Genomic DNA, 14,067 nt, shown 5'->3' with positions numbered 1-14,067 from the left:
TCTTCCACTAAAGCCACAAAAAAGGGACCCTCAAATGAGGATCCCTTTATGATCGAAAACTATGGGACAGCAGTGGCCTTCGGGCAGCCTTTTTGCGTTAAGGCCCCACAAGGGGCAGGGGTTCTGGCATAATGCGCGCCTTCATCAACAGGAGGCACGAACATGTCCATCGAACAGGCATTGCACACCCGCAGTGAATCCAAATGCGAACTCTGTGGCGCGACTGACGCGCTGGCGGTCTATTCCGTCCCGCCCGCGTCTGATGAAAGCGTGGACCAGTCGGTGCTGATCTGTGCCACCTGTCGTGACCAGCTTGATAACCCGGAGCAGGTTGACCCCAACCACTGGCGCTGCCTGAATGACAGCATGTGGAGCCAGGTCCCGGCTGTGCAGGTACTGGCCTGGCGCATGCTCAACCGCCTGCGTGCGGAAGGCTGGCCGCAGGATTTGCTGGATATGATGTACCTGGATGACGAGACTCTGGCCTGGGCTCAGGCGACGGGTGATCATCTGTCAGAAGACGAGGTGGTGCGCCACCTGGACAGCAACGGTGCTGTGCTCGAAGCCGGTGATACGGTGACCCTGACCAAGGACTTGAATGTGAAGGGCAGCAGCATTAATGCCAAGCGCGGGACGGCGGTGCGCAACATTTCGCTGGTGCCGGATAATCCCGAGCAGATCGAAGGGCGCGTTGAAGGTCAGCAGATTGTCATTCTGACCAAGTTCGTGAAGAAGCAGAAATAAGAAAGGGGCCGAAAGGCCCCTTGCTGTATCAGAGTGCGTATCAGAGCGAGAAGCGCTTGAGCAGGTTCTGCTGTTCTTGCGCATACTCCAGCAGTTCACGGCTGCTGGACGAGGCCTGACGCGCCCCCTCGGTGGTTTCCTGTGCGGTGTCGTTGAGGCCGTTCAGGGTCTGGCTCACTTCCTCCACCGCTTCGGTCTGCTGGCGTGCCGCCTCGGTAATCTGTGTACTGAGGCTGCCGATGTGTGCAATGGCCGCATTGAGCGATTCCAGCGACTGTTCAGACGCATGCGCCTGATCAACACAGTTCTGGGTCTGCTCGTAGCTGGACTTCATCACTTCGACCACACGCGCGATGCTGGTCTGCATGTTCTCCACCATGGACTGAATCTGGCCGGTAGAGTTCTGCGTGCGGCTGGCCAGCTCGCGAACCTCATCGGCGACCACCGCAAAGCCACGGCCATGCTCACCGGCACGCGCTGCTTCAATGGCCGCGTTCAGCGCCAGCAGGTTGGTCTGCTCGGCAATATCACGGATGGTCGACAGAATACTGTCGATCTCGGTGCTGTAGCCGGCCAGCTGGTCGCTTACGGTCACGGCCTGCTGGATACCATCGGCCTGTGTCTGGATGCTTTCCAGCGTTCGGCGCACATTGTCGGTCAGGCTGACGCTCAGGTTCTCACAGTCATTCACGGCGCTGAGCGTGGTCTGGCTGTGGCTGGCCACCTCTGCCACGCTGCTGGAGATTTCGGTCGCCGCGGAGGCGGTCAGCTGTAGCTGGTCGCTCTGATTGGACATGGCCTGAGTGGTCTGTTCACTGATGGCCGAACTCTGGCTGGCAACGCCGGAGAGGTGTTCCGAGCCGCGCATGATGGTGGTAACCATTTCGCGCAGGCCTTCAACCACTTCGTTCAATGCCTGTCCCAGCTCCCCGAATTCATCTCGGCGGGTACCATCAAAGCTGACCCGCAGGTCGCCTTCACGGAAGGCTTCCAGTTGCTTGCGAATGGCACTCAGCGGTTTGCGCAGGGCCTGAATTGTCAGCAGGGCGATGATAGAGGCCAGCAAAATGGCGCAGCCGGTCACCCCAAGAATGATCAGTTGGCTGAGCGTTTGTGCCTTTTGGCCCTGTTGGCGCGCCCGGTCGGCCTGGGATTTGGCCTGGCTGATCAGTGTCTGGGATGCCAGCGTGAATTCATCCACCAGCCTGGACAGCTCATCCAGCGTGTTTTTCAGCTCCATGCGGGATTCGTTCACCCGGTTGTGCAGGGCGACGATGCCCTGTTCTCCGTACAGCAGGGATTCAAGCCGATCCACCAAGGGCTGAATCTGCTTGGCGCGGGGGGATACCTCGGCAAACTTTTCATGCGCTTCGGGCAGGCTGCCGCGATTGCTTTCGGCGTCCGCGTTCAGCCGTGACAGGTCCTGGTGCCGCTCGAAGTTGAACAGCATGAAACGGTAGCTGTTGGCCGCCCGGGTGACAGGACGGATGCGCTGGATGCCATCGCTGTTCTGGGACGATGACAGGTAGTTGCGGGCCCAGCTGGCCAGCGCATCGTTCTGGGTAAAGAACTGAACCGAGGTCTGAGCCACTTGAGTGCTGAGCTTGCGTTCGGTTTCGTGCAGGCCGAACAGTGTGGTCGCCAGCTGATCCAGTGTGACCGCCTGTTGCTGCATGCCTTCCAGCAGCGACTGGTTTTCGGCGTCCAGAGAGCTGTGCAAGGCCTCCAGCTGTTCGGTCAGCGTGGCATAGCTGTCCTGGTAATCAGCGCGGTATTGGTCAAAGGAGTCCTGGTCACGCTGGGCGAGGGTGCCGTAAAGATGGGTGGTCGCCATCTTGAGCGCCTGTGTCTGCTCGTAGCTGCTTTCGGTCAGAGGCAGGACATCGTCAGTGACCAGCTCCAGCCCTGTTCCGAGCGTACGACTTGCATACAGGCCAGCTGCACCCACCAGCACAATGAAGAGCACGAGTAAGGCGAATCCAAGCATGATTCGCTGAGTAATATAAATTTTCATGTCGACCCTGCATTTATTGTTATTGAGGGGTTCTTATGGATTAAGGGTATTTGCTTATTGTCGGGCTGTAAATACACTTCTGAGCCTTCTTGAGACTGGCCTGCTATGGGGTGGATCAATAAGACGCCGCTTTTTGGCGCCACAAAGGCATCTTTGCTGGCGTTCACCCCAGCCGCCGCTTATCCTGCAGGGAGGAAAAGACCCCACTAAACGAACTGGGACGTGACTGATGTTCAAGTACTCGCCGGATAAGAAATCTATCCGCTACCGTATCGGCAAAGTGCTGGAAAAAAGCCTTGAGATGGTTGGCCTGCGCACGCTCGATGCGCAGTTCATGTTTTCATACATCCTGATTTTTGTTTTGACCGCCCTGATCGGCGTGTCCATCTGGATGGCGGGCAGTGACGATGCCACCACCATCAACGTAGCCGGCAAGCAGCGCATGCTGAGTCAGAAACTGGCCAAGGAAACCCTATTGCTGGAACAGGGTATTGTGGGAGCAGATGTTCCCCGCGCTACCATCCAGGGGTTTGAAAAGGCACATCAGGCGTTGCTGAACGGCAGTCAGCCGATGGGGGTTGTCGCCGCCAAAGACAGCGCAATCCGTGCTCAGTTGAACAAGGTCGGCAATCTCTGGAGTGCCTATCGTAAAACGGTCGAGCAGCTGATCGAGCGTGATGCAACCGAAGCCGACCTGGCGCGGTTGCAACAGCAGTCCCTGTCCGTGCTGACTGAGATGAACCGTGCGGTGGGGATGATGGAGCAGAAGGCGATTGCAGAGCAGGCCATGCTGCAGAATATTGCGCTGGCTGTGACAGTGATTGTGCTGGTGTTGATTGTGATGGGGCGTGTCTTCGGCCTCACCGTGATGTTCCGCCAGATCAAGAACCTGCGCGATCATCTGCGCATTCTGGCCAGTGGCAACTTTTCTGTCCCAATCGAAGTGGATAACCCCAACAACGAAGTGGGTCAGAACTACGCGGCCTATAACGGTATTATTCTGCAGATTGGCGACTTGTTGCATAAGGTAGCTCAGACCTCGGGGCGTATCAGTACCGGTGTTGGTCAGATCAGTACGGCACAGGCTGATACTGACCGCGGTGTCAGTCAGCAACAGGCGCAGATCGAACAGGTTGCAGCCGCGATCACTGAAATGGCGTCTACGGTACAGGAAGTCGCACAGAGTGCTGCCAATGCCGCGAGCTCTGCCGAATCAGCGAACGATTCGGCGCGTGGCGGACAACAGTTGGTTGGTACCGTCAGTGACCAGATCGGCAGTGTGTCCGAGCAGGTTCGCCAGTCCGGCCAGGTGATTCATGAACTGGCTCAGGGCAGTCAGGAAGTGAGCAAGATTCTGGAAGTGATCACCGGCGTTGCCGAGCAGACCAATCTGTTGGCGTTGAATGCGGCCATTGAAGCGGCTCGAGCCGGTGAACAGGGGCGCGGCTTTGCGGTGGTAGCGGATGAGGTGCGTACCCTGGCACAGCGCACCCAGGAGTCCACCAGCAGTATTGCCAACATTGTCGATCGGCTGCAGAAGCAGTCTGCCTCGGCGGTTGAGTCAATCGAGACCAGTCAGCGCATGGCGGAGGAGAGTGTCGCCAATGCGGAAGAGGCCCGCAGCGTGATTCTGCGCATTGTGGATGCGGTTTCCGTTATCAATGACATGAATACCCAGATCGCCACTGCGGCCGAAGAGCAAAGCCAGGTTGCCCACGATATGGACGAACATATCACTGGTATTGCTGATCAGGCGCGTCGCACTGCAACCTACTCCAGTCAGAGCGTGCATGTGGTTGACAGTATCAACCACCATGTTGACGCCCTTCAGGATGAGCTCAAGCGGTTTGAGACCAATGTAAAAGGGGTGGATCTGAGCGCAGCCAAATCAGCCCACCTGTCCTGGAAAATACGCCTCAGGAGTTTCCTGGATGGCAAGTCCAGCCTGAAGGAAAGTGAGGCGGTGTCTCACCACGACTGTGCCTTTGGCAAGTGGTATTACAGTGATGGCAAAAAGGACTATGGGCATATGCCCGAGTTCCAGGCTATCGAGGATCCGCATGAGCTGTTGCATGCGAAAGTGCGCGAAGCGATTCAGCACCGCAGCAACAAGGACTTCGATGCTGCCGAGCGCTGCTATGACGAAGTGGCGGCGATCTCCACGGTGATCATCGACAAGCTGACACAGCTTGAAGACAGGGTGCAGGAAAGCTGAGACGTTTAAGGAATGGGTGAATGGAAACCGGGAGGCCTGTGCCTCCCGGTTCTGTTTTGAGGGTCAGTCCTTGACCACATCCACGAAGTAGGCGTCCTTCCCGTTGACGTCCTCACGTACCAGACCGTGCACGTCGGTCTCGAAGCCGGGGAAGCGCGAGTTGAAGTCGCGTGCAAACTGCAGGTAACGCACGATCGGCTTGTTGAACCGCTCACCCGGTACCAGCAGCGGGATACCCGGCGGGTAAGGGGTCACCAGCATGGCTGTCACGCGGCCTTCCAGCGCATCAATGGAGACGCGCTCAACGTCACGGTGTGCCATTTTGGCCCAGGCGTCGGCCGGCGTCATGGCCGGCTCGATGTCGGACAGGTACATCTCCGTGGTGATACGTGCCACGTCATACTGCTTGTAGACGTTGTGGATCTCGGTACACAGATCGCGCAGCCCCACACGCTCATACTGCGGATAACGCTTGGCGAATTCCGGCATCACGCGCCACATCGGCAGGTTGTGGTCGTAGTCATCCTTGAACTGCTGCAGTTCGGTCACCATGGAATTCCAGCGGCCTTTGGTGATGCCGATGGTGAACATGATGAAGAAGGAGTAAAGCCCCGTCTTCTCGATGATGATGCCGTGCTCGGCCAGATACTTGCTGACGATGGCCGCCGGAATGCCCACTTCATCGAATTCGCCTTCCAGATTGAGCCCCGGCGTGATGATGGTCGATTTGATCGGGTCCAGCATGTTGAAGCCGGAATCGATCTTGCCGAAACCGTGCCAGTCGTCATCATCGTGGATGATCCAGTTGTCGCGGTCGCCCAATCCTTCTTCGGCCTGAACATCCGGCCCCCAGACCTTGAACCACCAGTCATCGTCGCCGAACTCCTGATCCACCTTGTGCATGGCGCGGCGGAAATCGATCGCTTCCAGCAGGGACTCTTCGACCAGTGCCTTGCCGCCCGGCGGTTCCATCATGGCCGCCGCCACGTCACAGGACGCGATGATGGCGTACTGCGGGCTGGTAGAGGAGTGCATCAGATAGGATTCGTTGAACCGGTGTGTATCCAGTTTACGGCTGCTGCCATCCTGCACCAGGATCTGTGACGCCTGTGACAGGCCTGCCAGCAGCTTGTGCGTGGACTGGGTGGCAAAGACCAGCGTTTCATCTGAGCGCGGACGGCCTTCACCGATGGCGTGCATATTGTGGTAGAACTCGTGGAAGGCCGCGTGCGGCAACCAGGCTTCGTCAAAATGCAGCGTATCGATGGTGTTGCCGAGCATTTCCTTGATCGTTTCGACGTTGTAGACGATGCCGTCGTAGGTGCTCTGGGTAATGGTCAGAATGCGCGGCTTCTTATTCTTTGCTTCGCGGGCAAAGGGGTTGGCCTCGATCTTCTTGCGAATGGTTTCCGGGTCGAATTCGCTCTTCGGAATCGGACCGATAATGCCGTAGTGGTTGCGGGTCGGCATCAGGAACACAGGGATCGCCCCGGTCATGATGATCGAGTGCAGAATCGACTTGTGGCAGTTGCGGTCGACCACCACGATATCACCCGGCGCAACGGTGGAGTGCCACACCACCTTGTTGGAGGTGGAGGTGCCGTTGGTCACAAAGAACAGGTGGTCAGCGTTGAAGATACGCGCTGCATTGGACTCACTGGCTGACACCGGGCCCGTGTGGTCCAGTAACTGACCCAGCTCATCCACGGCGTTACACACGTCGGCACGCAGCATGTTTTCGCCGAAGAACTGGTGAAACATCTGGCCGACGGGGCTTTTCAGAAAGGCCACGCCGCCGGAGTGGCCCGGGCAGTGCCAGGAGTAGGAGCTGTCACTGGCATAATCCATCAGCGCACGGAAGAAGGGCGGCGCCATGCTCTCCAGGTACTTGGTCGCTTCGCGGATAATATGGCGAGCCACGAACTCGGGCGTGTCCTCGAACATGTGAATGAAACCGTGCAGCTCGCGCAGGATATCATTGGAGATATGGCGCGAGGTGCGGGTTTCACCATAGAGGAACACGGGAATGTCTGAGTTGCGTTTGCGCACTTCACCGATGAAGTTGCGAATGGACTCCAGAGCCTTGTTTACGTCGGCATCAGAGCCTGAGCCGAACTCTTCATCATCAATGGACAAGATAAAGCAGGAAGCCCGGCTTGCCTGCTGTGCGAATGATGTCAGATCACCGTAACTGGTGAACCCGACCACTTCCATCCCTTCGCGGCTGATGGCTTCGGCCAGGTCTCGAATACCTGAGCCGGAGATGTTTTCGGAGCGATAATCTTCGTCAATGACGACGATCGGAAAGCGAAATTTCATTCACACATCCTGCAATTGAAGGCGGATTTCCACGGATTTGAATACTGCGCAATTGTAGCAGTGGCGGGGGGGGAGTAAAGCAAAGACCGGCCAGTCGACCAACCTGTGTCATATCAATGTCACGGGCGGCTTCTACTCTGCCGTCATGCAAAAACAGATGGCACAAAAGGGTAAGATGCAACTCACTCAGGGCGCGACTCATGCCGAGCAGGCAACGTATTCACTACCGGTCAAAACGGATGACCTTGGCCGAGCCTGGCTGTCCGGCCGGATGCTCAAGTGCCCCTTCGAGCTGCCGGCGTCCAAGCGAGGCGTGCTGACGTTTGCCAGCCATCAGGCCTCACTTCTGTTTGGTCCCTGGGGGCCTTCACCTGATCGTTATCTGATACTGCCGGCGCGCTTGCTGTCCCTCACGGCGGAGGGCTACCCCGTACTGCACCTGTCGAACGAACTGGATGAGCTTGTTCTGCCCATTGTGCAGAACAGGTCGTTGTCACACCTGCGCAGGGGCGCCAAGGTCTGGATCGCGATCGAAGCCTCGGCTCTCGGCTTTCATGGCTGAGAATTCCCGACTTTGATGGTACCCTTTTCGTCCAAGCCTGAACGCCCCGTATTGAGTGTGCACTGATGTCACGAACCGACTATCCCGTCTATCTTCAGCTCAGAGACCGTTTGTGGGACTGGATTGAAGATGAAAAGCTGAGCAGTCAGCAGAAGCTGCCTTCAGAACGGGAGTTATCGGAACGGTTCAGTACCACTCGCGTTACCATTCGTCAGGCCTTGTCCCAGCTGGAGGCCGAAGGGCTGATTTTTCGCTCCAACCGCCGCGGCTGGTTTGTAACGCCAGAACGGCTTCGGTACGACCCGAGCCGGGATATCGGATTCACCCGTTATGTCACCGAACAGGGGTTCCGGCCGCGTACGGAGACGCTGTTCAAGCAACTGACTGAAGCACCCAAGTGGCTGAGTGAAGCCACCGGCTTGCCGGAAGGTACACCGGTCTATCACATCTTCCGCCGTCGCTATGTCAATGAACGTGGCCTGCTGGTTGAGCACAACTATATCAATCCGCAGCACTGCCCGGGTCTGTTGAGCGAGAGCACTGACCTCTCGATCTGGCAAATGTTCAAAGAGAAATACAACCGCGTTCCGGATCATCGGGATATCGAAATCTACCCGCTGGCTCTGAAGGGGCTGGAGGCGGATTCGCTGGGTGTCAATCAGGGGACAGCCGGCCTGTACATTCAACGTCTGAGCCATGATCAGGAAGGCGAGTTTCTCGAACTTGATCGCGAATACTGGTTGCATGATGCGCTGAAAATATCCGTCCATGTGGGCGGACGTCACTAACCTCTTTTTCTATTTTTCATGAATCTGTCATCCCGGTGTCATTTTACGCTCTCATAATCTGGTATATACCAGATTGGAGCAGGCAGTATGCACCCTTCCACAACCGACTTCATTATTATTGGTGGCGGCATCCTCGGCGCCGCTACCGCATGGTCACTGGCAAAGCGCGCACCTGCCGGTTCACGCATACGGCTGATCGAGGCTGGACTCTTGCACTCGGCGACGACCAGCCAGGCCGCCGCTTTGCTGACGCGGGTACGCCCTGACCCCGTCATGGCGGCCATGGTGGCTGAAACCTTCAAGGCTGTTGATGAGCTCGACCGGGTGCTGGATGAGCCGCTGCCAATGCGTCGGGCAGGGAGCCTGCACCTGGCCACACAGGACTCCGGCCGAGAATACCTGCGCAATACCGATGCCAATGCACAGGCGCTGGGGTTGAGTTCGCGCTGGCTGTCGTCCGGGGAGGCTCGAAACCTGATTCCCTGGCTCAGCTCACCGAACGACGCTGAGGCCCTGTTTGTAGCCGACGACGGTTACATGGACCCGGTACAGCTTGCACAGGGGTATGTTTCGGCAGCCAGGCAGCTGGGCGTGGAAGTCGTTCAGAACTGCCGCGTGCAGAAGCTGGTGACAGAAAATGGGCGGGTAACAGGCATTCAAACGGCAGAAGGGAAGATGCATGCCGGTACGGTGATCTGCTGTGCCGGTCCCTGGTCGGTGGCCCTGTTGGCAGATGTCGGCGTTGCACTGCCGATGGCGCCGGTACGCAGCCATTACTGGATTACCGAAGACTGCGCAGAGCTGTTCCCACCGGAGTCGCCGATGGTGATCCTGCCCGATGCCAACGCCTATGCTCGTCCCGAGGTGGGCGGTTTGCTGTTTGGCTTGCGCGACCGGCAGGCCATCTACGGAGATCCCGCAAACCTGCCGGATGATATTCACGGCTATCTGTTCAACCGAGATCCGGAAGGCTGGGAGTGTCTGGAGTCAGGGCTGGATGCGCTTGCTGCGCTCTTCCCGGCACTGGAAACGCTGGGGATTGCGCACTACCTGACCGGTGTGTCCAGTTACACCCCGGACGGTAAACCTCTGATTGGCGCCACGGCCGTACCTGGGCTGCTGGCAGGGACTGGCTGTTCCGGCGGAGGCATTGCGCTGTCAGGAGGCATGGGGCGTCTGATGGCTGAGCTGGCACTGGAGCAGCCCGCGTTTTGTGATGCCAGCGTTTTCGCTGTTGATCGCTTTGGTGCGGTCGACCCCTTCTCGGAAGATTTCCGCATTCGCTGTGCTATGGCGCGCAGTCAAAAGCAGTCCGGTTAAAAAAACATGCAACGTTTTGTTCATGGAACTGCAACGGAATACTGTGAAAATTTTCTGGTATATACCAGTTAACGGTATCCACTCTATAACCCTTAAAGGACACAAGAGGCACCACATGATGTTCAACCTGAAAAAAACGCTGCTGGCAGCTGCTGTTGCCTTGACTGCGAATACTGCAATGGCCGCGACCGAATTGACGGTTTACACCGCTCTGGAAGCCGATCAGCTCAAGTCATATGCCAAGGCGTTCGAGAGTGCCAACCCGGATATCAAGATTCGCTGGGTGCGTGACTCAACCGGCATTATCACGGCACGTCTGTTGGCCGAAAAGGAGAACCCCCAGGCGGATGCCATTCTGGGTGTCGCGGCAACCAGTCTGCTGGTGCTGAAAGGCCAGGACATGCTCCAGCCCTACAAGCCTACCGGCGTTGAAAAGCTGAGCACGCAGTTCGTGGACAAGGATGAAACGCCATCATGGGTGGGCATGGACGCTTGGGTTGCGTCCATCTGCTACAACCGCATTGAAGCTGAAAAGCATGAGCTGCCCATGCCGACCAGCTGGAAGGATCTGACCAAGCCTGTCTATCAGGGGCACCTGGTGATGCCGAACCCCAACTCCTCGGGTACCGGCTTCCTGGATGTATCCAGCTGGCTGCAGACCTTTGGCGAGGCGGAAGGCTGGCAGTTCATGGACAACCTGCATCAGAACATCGACCGCTACACCCACTCCGGCTCCAAGCCCTGCAAAATGGCGGCAGCGGGGGAAACGCCGATCGGAATCTCCTTTGCCTACCGTGCTGCCAAGCTGATCAACAAGGGTGCGCCGATCGACCTGGCGTTTCCGTCTGAGGGGCTTGGTTGGGACATGGAAGCGGCTGCCATCGTCAAGGGCACCAACAAGGCGGAAGCGGCTCAGAAACTGATGGACTGGGCTGTCACCCGTGATGCCAACAGCCTTTATAACGAGAACTTTGCGGTTGTCGCCATGCCGGGTGTGGCCAAGCCAGTGAAGAATTACCCGGTAGATATCGCCGAGCGCATGATCGACAACGATTTCGAATGGGCGGCGGAAAACCGTGAGCGCATTCTGAAAGAGTGGCAGCAGCGCTACGACGGCAAAAGCGAACCGAAAAACTGATACGGAACGCGCGCAACACCAGAAGGGCTGCACAGGCGGCAGCTCTTCTCCTATTCATATGGAGACTGAACATGACAACCTCAACCACTTACCTGCGGATCGAACATCTGCGTAAGTCCTTTGGCAGCTTTACTGCACTGGATGACATCACGCTGGAAGTACAGGAAGGGGAGTTTATCTGCTTTCTGGGTCCATCCGGCTGCGGCAAGACCACCCTGCTGCGTGCGATTGCGGGCCTCGAGCAGCAGGAAGAGGGCGGTATTGTACAGGCCGGTCGTGATATTTCAGTTCTGCCTCCGCAACAGCGTGATTTCGGCATCGTATTTCAATCCTATGCGCTGTTTCCCAACCTGAACGTAAATGAAAACATCGCCTACGGCCTGGCAAACGTAAAGATGCCACGCCGCGAGCGGGAAGCGCGTGTGCAGGCACTGCTGGAGCAGATCCACCTGCCGGATATCGGTCACAAGTTTCCGGGACAGCTCTCAGGCGGTCAGCAGCAGCGCGTGGCTCTGGCGCGGGCGCTTGCCACTGAGCCGGGGTTGCTGTTGTTGGATGAGCCGCTGTCAGCGCTGGATGCACGGGTTCGACTGCATCTGCGCAACGAGATCTGTTCGCTGCAACGCAAGCTGGGTATTACCACCATCATGGTGACCCATGATCAAGATGAAGCCCTGACCATGGCTGACCGCATTGTCGTCATGGATCATGGCCGTATTGCACAGGTAGGAACACCGGAGGAGATCTACCAGCAGCCGGCTACCGAGTTTGTCGCACGTTTTGTCGGCAGCATGAACCTGCTTCCGGCTCGGGTTCTGGACCGGCATGCATTGATGTTGGGACGCAAAGAGGTACAGACCCCCATCCCGATGCCGGATTGTGCTGATGGGACACTGGGTTTTCGGCCGGAAAGCGTGACCTTGCATGAAACTCCCTGGGGGATTGACCGTGAGCAGCACCTTATGATGCCGGCGAAACTGGAGCAGGCTCAGTTCATGGGGGCTTTTGTCCGTTTGACCATGCACCTGGATGATGAGGTGCCTCTGTTGCAGGTGGACGTGCCGGTTGAACAGCATGCAACACTTGTGCACAGCCCGGGCCAGCCGCTGTGGCTTGCGGTCCATCAAAGTGCGTTGAAGTTCTATCCTGCTGATACGCGTGAGTGCATGCGCGAGCGGCCTGCCGCGTCATTGACGAAAGGCGGGTCCGAGGTGGCTGCCATGCAAGTGGCAGGAGTCTGATGATGCCTGCAACCCTGTCTATTGCCTGTAAACGCGGTCTTGATACTGAAGCCTGGTTGCAGCGACTGGTGCTGGCAGCAGGCGTACTGTTTCTGGTGCTGACCTTGCTCGCACCGCTGCTGACGATGCTGGTCAAAAGTGTTCAGAACCGCGACGGCGTGTTTATCGGGCTGAGTAATTTTATCGACTACTTCGGTAATCCGGCGCTCACCGATTCGATTCTGAACTCGCTCACGGTCGCTTTCTGGACCACGACGATCGTTATTTCAATCGCCTTCGTGTTTGCCTATGCCCTCACACGCAGTGGCATGGCAGGCAAGAAAGGCTTCCGTCTGCTGAGCATGCTGCCGCTGTTTGCGCCCTCCCTGTTGCCGGCGTTGAGCATGATCTACCTGTTTGGCAATCAGGGTATTCTCAAGGACTGGCTGCCGTTTGAAAGCATCTATGGCTCGGCCGGTATCGTGATGGGGCTCAGCTTCTGGGCGTTCCCTCATGCCTTGATGATCCTGATTACGGCGTTCAGCAACAGTGACGCACGCCTGTACGAGGCAGCCAAGTCGATGAAAACGCCGCCCTGGCGCGTCTTCCTGACAGTTACCTTGCCGTCCGTTCGTTATGGCCTGATCAATACCATCTTCGTGATTTTCACGCTCACCATTACCGACTTCGGTGTTGCCAAGGTCATTGGCGGTCAATACAACGTACTGGCCACGGATATCTACAAGCAGGTTGTTGGGCAGCAGAACTTTCAGATGGGAGCGGTCGTCAGTGTTGTCCTGCTGTTGCCGGCACTGGTGTCATTCATCGTCGAGCGCCGTGTTCAGCGGCACCAGTCCGCCCAGCTTTCCGCTCGGGCCGTACCGCTGCAACCACAGAAAGCACCTCTCAGGGATGCCTTGTTGACCGGGTTTTGCACGCTGGTGTGCGGCTTTCTGCTGCTGGTGATTGGCATGGCGATCTACGCCTCATTCATCACCTTCTGGCCCTACAACATGGCGTTGTCATTGAATAACTACCGCTTTGACATGATGGACGGCGGTGGCTGGGCGTCCTACTTCAACTCGCTGCAGATGTCGGCCTGGACAGCCCTGATCGGCACCGCCGTGGTGTTTCTGATCGCGTACATGAATGAAAAGATCAAGCCCATGCCGATGGTGCGTCGAGTGCTGCAGTTGTTGGCCATGTTGCCGATGGCGGTACCGGGCATTGTGTTGGGCCTGGCCTATATCTTTTTCTTCAACCATCCCCAGAATCCGCTGAACCTGATGTACGGCACCATGGCTATTCTGGTGCTGAATACGCTGGTGCACTTTTACACCGTGTGCCACCTGACCGCCGTGACCAGCCTCAAGCAGATTGATGGCGAGTTTGAAGCGGTGTCAGCGTCGCTGAAAGTGCCGTTTTACACCACGTTGCGCCGGGTCACCCTGCCATTGGCATTGCCGGCGGTACTGGATATTTCGGTGTACCTGTTCGTGAATGCCATGACCACCGTCTCGGCCGTCGTCTTCCTTTACTCGGCTGACACGACCCTGGCATCGGTGGCTGTCATGCACATGGACGAGGCGGGTGATATCGCACCGGCAGCCGCCATGGCCGTACTGCTGATGGTGACGTCGATGGTGGCCAAACTGCTGCACTGGCTGGTTAGCCACAAGATACTCCTGCACACACAGCGCTGGCGCAAGCTCTGAACATGGGGAGTTCCCCGAAGGATCTCCAGTTG

The 14,067-nt window shown here is 57.4% G+C and carries 10 protein-coding genes; 8 read left to right on the top strand and 2 right to left on the bottom strand.

Going from position 1 to position 14,067, the window contains the following annotated elements:
* Positions 1 to 162: 162 nt before the first annotated feature.
* Positions 163 to 744 carry a PhnA domain-containing protein gene (locus H9C73_RS06450; protein ID WP_209286988.1) on the top strand — a complete coding sequence of 194 codons (582 nt, stop codon included), beginning with the start codon at positions 163 to 165 and terminating at the stop codon, positions 742 to 744.
* A 40-nt stretch (positions 745 to 784) separates the two neighbouring features.
* On the opposite strand, the gene H9C73_RS06445 is transcribed toward H9C73_RS06450, so the two are convergent.
* Positions 785 to 2,758 (bottom strand): methyl-accepting chemotaxis protein, encoded by a 1,974-nt coding sequence (locus H9C73_RS06445; RefSeq protein WP_209286987.1) that lies wholly within the window; start codon positions 2,756 to 2,758, stop codon positions 785 to 787.
* A 229-nt stretch (positions 2,759 to 2,987) separates the two neighbouring features.
* Here H9C73_RS06445 and H9C73_RS06440 point away from each other — a divergent pair, with 229 nt between their 5' ends.
* Complete coding sequence (locus H9C73_RS06440; protein ID WP_209286986.1) at positions 2,988 to 4,973, top strand: methyl-accepting chemotaxis protein; 1,986 nt, start codon at positions 2,988 to 2,990, stop codon at positions 4,971 to 4,973.
* Positions 4,974 to 5,036: 63 nt separating this feature from the next.
* On the opposite strand, the gene H9C73_RS06435 is transcribed toward H9C73_RS06440, so the two are convergent.
* Complete coding sequence (locus H9C73_RS06435; protein WP_209286985.1) at positions 5,037 to 7,292, bottom strand: arginine/lysine/ornithine decarboxylase; 2,256 nt, start codon at positions 7,290 to 7,292, stop codon at positions 5,037 to 5,039.
* A gap of 175 nt (positions 7,293 to 7,467) precedes the next feature.
* Here H9C73_RS06435 and H9C73_RS06430 point away from each other — a divergent pair, with 175 nt between their 5' ends.
* From H9C73_RS06430 to H9C73_RS06405, 6 genes are all read left to right on the top strand, one after another.
* Positions 7,468 to 7,854, top strand: coding sequence for a hypothetical protein (locus H9C73_RS06430; RefSeq protein WP_209286984.1), 387 nt, complete (start codon positions 7,468 to 7,470; stop codon positions 7,852 to 7,854).
* Between the two features lie 65 nt (positions 7,855 to 7,919).
* The gene (locus H9C73_RS06425) at positions 7,920 to 8,642 is read left to right on the top strand and encodes a UTRA domain-containing protein (protein WP_209286983.1); all 723 of its coding nucleotides are present in this window, start codon (positions 7,920 to 7,922) and stop codon (positions 8,640 to 8,642) included.
* An 87-nt stretch (positions 8,643 to 8,729) separates the two neighbouring features.
* Positions 8,730 to 9,962 carry an NAD(P)/FAD-dependent oxidoreductase gene (locus tag H9C73_RS06420; protein ID WP_209286982.1) on the top strand — a complete coding sequence of 411 codons (1,233 nt, stop codon included), beginning with the start codon at positions 8,730 to 8,732 and terminating at the stop codon, positions 9,960 to 9,962.
* A 115-nt stretch (positions 9,963 to 10,077) separates the two neighbouring features.
* Entirely contained in the window at positions 10,078 to 11,100 is a 1,023-nt protein-coding gene (locus tag H9C73_RS06415; protein WP_209286981.1) for a putative 2-aminoethylphosphonate ABC transporter substrate-binding protein, read from the top strand.
* A gap of 71 nt (positions 11,101 to 11,171) precedes the next feature.
* The gene (locus H9C73_RS06410) at positions 11,172 to 12,341 is read left to right on the top strand and encodes a putative 2-aminoethylphosphonate ABC transporter ATP-binding protein (protein WP_209286980.1); all 1,170 of its coding nucleotides are present in this window, start codon (positions 11,172 to 11,174) and stop codon (positions 12,339 to 12,341) included.
* Positions 12,341 to 14,035, top strand: coding sequence for a putative 2-aminoethylphosphonate ABC transporter permease subunit (locus H9C73_RS06405; RefSeq protein ID WP_209286979.1), 1,695 nt, complete (start codon positions 12,341 to 12,343; stop codon positions 14,033 to 14,035). Before H9C73_RS06410 ends, H9C73_RS06405 begins: the two co-directional genes overlap by 1 nt.
* Positions 14,036 to 14,067 lie beyond the last annotated feature (32 nt).

The sequence above is a fragment of the Marinobacterium alkalitolerans genome (genome assembly GCF_017776525.1).
Lineage (GTDB): Bacteria > Pseudomonadota > Gammaproteobacteria > Pseudomonadales > Balneatricaceae > Marinobacterium > Marinobacterium alkalitolerans.
The sequence above is the reverse complement of the archived record's forward strand: the minus strand, read 5'-3'. Positions and strand labels throughout refer to the sequence as shown.

Bases quoted from the DNA above. Each gene is read 5' to 3' on its own strand.
- H9C73_RS06450 (WP_209286988.1), top strand. From the start codon at position 163: ATGTCCATCGAACAGGCATTGCACACCCGCAGTGAATCCAAATGCGAA.
- H9C73_RS06445 (WP_209286987.1), bottom strand. From the start codon at position 2,758: ATGAAAATTTATATTACTCAGCGAATCATGCTTGGATTCGCCTTACTC.
- H9C73_RS06440 (WP_209286986.1), top strand. From the start codon at position 2,988: ATGTTCAAGTACTCGCCGGATAAGAAATCTATCCGCTACCGTATCGGC.
- H9C73_RS06435 (WP_209286985.1), bottom strand. From the start codon at position 7,292: ATGAAATTTCGCTTTCCGATCGTCGTCATTGACGAAGATTATCGCTCC.
- H9C73_RS06430 (WP_209286984.1), top strand. From the start codon at position 7,468: ATGCAACTCACTCAGGGCGCGACTCATGCCGAGCAGGCAACGTATTCA.
- H9C73_RS06425 (WP_209286983.1), top strand. From the start codon at position 7,920: ATGTCACGAACCGACTATCCCGTCTATCTTCAGCTCAGAGACCGTTTG.
- H9C73_RS06420 (WP_209286982.1), top strand. From the start codon at position 8,730: ATGCACCCTTCCACAACCGACTTCATTATTATTGGTGGCGGCATCCTC.
- H9C73_RS06415 (WP_209286981.1), top strand. From the start codon at position 10,078: ATGATGTTCAACCTGAAAAAAACGCTGCTGGCAGCTGCTGTTGCCTTG.
- H9C73_RS06410 (WP_209286980.1), top strand. From the start codon at position 11,172: ATGACAACCTCAACCACTTACCTGCGGATCGAACATCTGCGTAAGTCC.
- H9C73_RS06405 (WP_209286979.1), top strand. From the start codon at position 12,341: ATGATGCCTGCAACCCTGTCTATTGCCTGTAAACGCGGTCTTGATACT.